The sequence below is a fragment of the Planctomycetaceae bacterium genome (genome assembly GCA_039680605.1).
Taxonomy (GTDB): Bacteria; Planctomycetota; Phycisphaerae; order SM23-33; family SM23-33; genus JAJFUU01.
Genome location: JBDKTA010000056.1, coordinates 1 through 3,653 on the forward strand (window position 1 = coordinate 1; position 3,653 = coordinate 3,653).

General features: G+C 59.8%; 3 protein-coding genes. 1 reads left to right on the plus strand and 2 read right to left on the minus strand.

Features of this window, described 5'->3' with window-relative positions:
- Positions 1–255: 255 nt before the first annotated feature.
- Entirely contained in the window at positions 256–771 is a 516-nt protein-coding gene (gene pyrE / locus ABFD92_17435; GenBank protein MEN6506321.1) for an orotate phosphoribosyltransferase, read from the minus strand.
- A 248-nt stretch (positions 772–1,019) separates the two neighbouring features.
- On the opposite strand from pyrE, the gene ABFD92_17440 reads away from it, so the two are divergent.
- The gene (locus tag ABFD92_17440; GenBank protein ID MEN6506322.1) at positions 1,020–2,339 is read left to right on the plus strand and encodes a hypothetical protein; all 1,320 of its coding nucleotides are present in this window, start codon (positions 1,020–1,022) and stop codon (positions 2,337–2,339) included.
- A gap of 16 nt (positions 2,340–2,355) precedes the next feature.
- On the opposite strand, the gene ABFD92_17445 is transcribed toward ABFD92_17440, so the two are convergent.
- Positions 2,356–3,288: a hypothetical protein gene (locus ABFD92_17445; protein ID MEN6506323.1), complete on the minus strand. Its 933-nt coding sequence runs from the start codon at positions 3,286–3,288 to the stop codon at positions 2,356–2,358.
- Between the last annotated feature and the right edge of the window lie 365 nt (positions 3,289–3,653).

The following is a 3,653-nucleotide window of genomic DNA, read 5'->3' on the forward strand; positions in this document are numbered from 1 at the left end:
GCACATTGCCAACACACGCTTACGTAAATCCATTGAGTATGCTTTCATTTCAAGCCTCCATGCTTGACCCAAGCATACACAACTTCTTCAGAGGGCGCTAGATGTGTTCGTGACTTGCTCTAGGTCCTCGGTCCTAGATCCTCGGGACACGGAGCCGCTGAGGTCGTTGCGATCCCTAGGATCGGTAACCTGGGATCTAGGATCTAGGATCTAGGATCTAGGATCTGGGTTCTGGGATCTAGGATCTGTTTCTCCTCAGATCCCCATGTCTTCCTTGGTCAGGATCGCGTGGAACTCGTATCCGGCGGCCTCGACGTTGGCGCGGGCGCCTTGGAGGCGGTCAATGGCGAAGACCATGCGCAGGATTTGGGCCCCGGCGGCCGTGACGGTCTTGGCGGCGTCGAGAGCGGCCCCGGCGGTGGTTCCGATGTCCTCCACCAGCAGAACCTTCTTGCCTTTGACGTCGGGCCCTTCGATGAGCTTGCTGGTGGCGTAGTCTTTGGCGGCCTTGCGCACGATGGCGAACGGTTTGCCCGCGGCGATGGCCGTGGCGGCAGCGAGGGAGACAGCCCCGAGCTCGGGCCCGACGATCATGTCGGCGTCGGCCGCATATTCCGCCAGCCGCCTGCCCAGTTCGGCGAGAATATCCGGCTGGCTTTCGAAGAGGTACTTGTCGAGGTAGTACTTGCTGTGCTGCCCGCTGCGCAGGACGAAGTCGCCTTCGAGATACGCCACGTCCTTGATCCGCTTTGCCAGTTGGGCTTTGTCCATGTCGCGCTCCTGTTTGACGCTCACAAGTAACCGAACCGCGGGTCGAAATCAACGCTCGCCAAGCGGGGAAGTATTAGCCGCAGAGGTCGCTGAGGACGCAGAGGTGGGAGGTGTCAGAAAGGAGAACATGCGCAGAGCACTCATGCATGGACAACCGATGGGGCGTGCGATAGGATCGGTAAAGACATTTTCGTTGCGGGTGTACCAGTGCTCGGCTCTTGGGGTCGTTATGAAACAGGAGAATGCCAGTGGCTATCGCCGATTGGACGCTCAACAGCGATTGGACGCGACAAAGCTCTTCGCCGGGGGTGGCCGGACCTTCAAGGAGAGCGAAATGCTTCGGCCTCTGGCCTCTGATAATGTTGATCGTCCTTTCGGGATGCCATTCAACGAACCTTGCGACATCTCGGCCGCCATCGGCGGCTGATATCCAACGGGAAAAGGCGCTCATCGCCTTTGTCGAGAAGCATGAGATGGCTTCGAGAGCCATCGCGGAGTTGTCGGTGTTGGCGCGCACTTCGCCGGCGGCCCGAAATGCCTTAATCGCAACCCTGCTGCGTCAGGACGGCAGTTGGGCCATGATCTACTGGCAAAAGGCTGCCGAGAATTGCGACGCCACTTGGATCGGCCCGATGCTGGAGCAGTATTCCAAGGCGGCCGGTCAGTTCAAGCTCGAGACACTGCTGTACCTGCTGGGCAGCCTGGGCCGCGACGGGGCGCCGGCCATGGGATTTCTCAAGGACCGGCTGCGCACCGCCTCGGCGGAAGATGCCGCTGCTACCCGTGTCGTACTGGCGGAGATCGGCGACCGTTCAGCGGAGAATCTTGCGATCATCGAATCCAACCTTGCTCGTAACGACCGCGTCAGGTCCGTCACCGCCGTATGGCTGATGGCGTTCGGGTCGTCATGGACGACGCCCAAAATGATCGGGAGTCTTACGGCACAACTGGCCGCAACGTCCACGGACGATGTCATCCCGGCTGTCCTGGCGCTGGGCAATCAGAAGGACAAAGCCCGCGGCGCGGCCGACAAACTCGCGGCGTTGATCAAACGCGCCGAGGCCGACGATGTGCCGATGCTGTTTACCTGCCGACTGGCGTTGGCACAGATACAGAAGGAGCAGCGGGATACTCATCTAACCAAGGCGATGGAGATCGTCGGCTCGGACAAGTTCAGCAATCACCCGCATATGGCGGCGGTCTTCGCGGCCCAACGGCAGCTCGGCCGCTTGCGGCCCGATGTTGTGCGATTGCTCGATAGCACGAATATGGATGTGCAGGCCGGGGCAATCTATTGCATGGGTGTTGTCGCCTTGCCCCAAGCGGAATTGGCTATCAAGCTCCTGAAGATTCTTGACCAGCCACCGACGGAGCAGAACGAGCGGCTGCGCCATCGGGCAGCCGAAGTGTTGGCGGCTGTGGCCGAAGTGCCCCAACTGCCGCAGATCGAGGCTGCCCGGCGGCGCGAAAGACAGGCCCAGGAAGATGGAAATCTTGCGGCGATTGGCGTGGAAATGACCCTCCAGAGTGTGATTGAGAGCATCCGGCTCGATCCGCCAAAACCATAACCTCCCGCGCGCCGTCTTAGCGCATCCGGAAGACAAAAACCTTTTCTGACGCAGGGTTTTTCTCATGGGTCCCCCAGCTTACGAGTGTGGCATCCGAGGAAAGCGCGAAGGCCTCTGGATAGCTTCGCCCAACATCCCAACTTGCCACCGGCGCCTCTGCGGGCAACTCTCTCAGGGCCAGACTGAAAGTGTCAGTCTTGGAGTCCCGAATGACCGTGGCGAGTTTCCTGCCGTCACTTGAGACGGCCGCCTGCGTATAGGGGACTGACCAAAGCAGCTTGCTCCGTCTGCGATCCCAGATATGCATCTGGGTGAATACATCCACGGCCAGATAGTCAGCGTTGTTCAGAAGGTTCAGCCGACGAATGGTGATCGGGACTTCCGCTTTGGGCGCTGTGACTGGCGGGCTCAACGTGGCTTCGGTGTTCCACGTTCTGGTATTCCAGAGCGTGATATCTGAGTCGCCGGCGGCAGCCAAAAGACTGCTGTCGGGACTGAAAGCTATCGCGTTCATGAACGTGCCCCGGAACGTTTGCAGGATCTTCCCGGTAGGCAAATCGTACACGACGATTCCGGGAGGCGTGAGAGAGACGGGCATCCGCCCGGTGACAGCAAGCATCTTGCCGCTCTGCGAGATAGCTATCCCGCCAATGTAGCTCCAATGCCCGCCAAGAGAGGTTCGGTTCCAACCAGCTAGATCCCAGACATCAACTTCATAATATGATGCCGCAACAAGTTTTTGGCCGTTCGGTGTGAAAGCCACCTGCCTATAGGCCTGCTTGCCATCTGCTCGGCGAAGCTGTTTGCCCTCCTTCAAGTCCCACACGATCAGGTAACCCCGGCTGCCAAGCGACATGTTCTCGCCTCCAGCCAAAGCCAGGTACCTTACATCCGGCGAAAACGACATGGCATTGAGCGAATCCGGACGAGGGAACTCGGCCACCTTCACCAGTTCGTATGCAGGCCTGCTGGCTTGCAGGGGCTGGGTGGAAGCCCGAGTGTGAGCAGCCGCCGAACCGGAGCTGGGCGGCGGGGGCACAGTCGGTGCGGGATCGCACGCAACTTGCAGGCATGCCAATATGATTGCTGCAAGCCATGTTCTCATCATAGGGCACCCCAAGGCCAGGCACCGACAGGCGAGATAATAGTAGTGCTCAGGGACAAGAAAGGCAATGGCGCCGCCGCAGAACGCGCGGGGCAAGCCCCGCCGCTAGTGCGCCTGTGAGCGTACACGAACAGAAGGGTGCAAGTCCCTTCCAGGCAAACGTTCTCCGGCCTGTAACCGACCGTAACTGCGTTGCCGCGAGGCAAGGT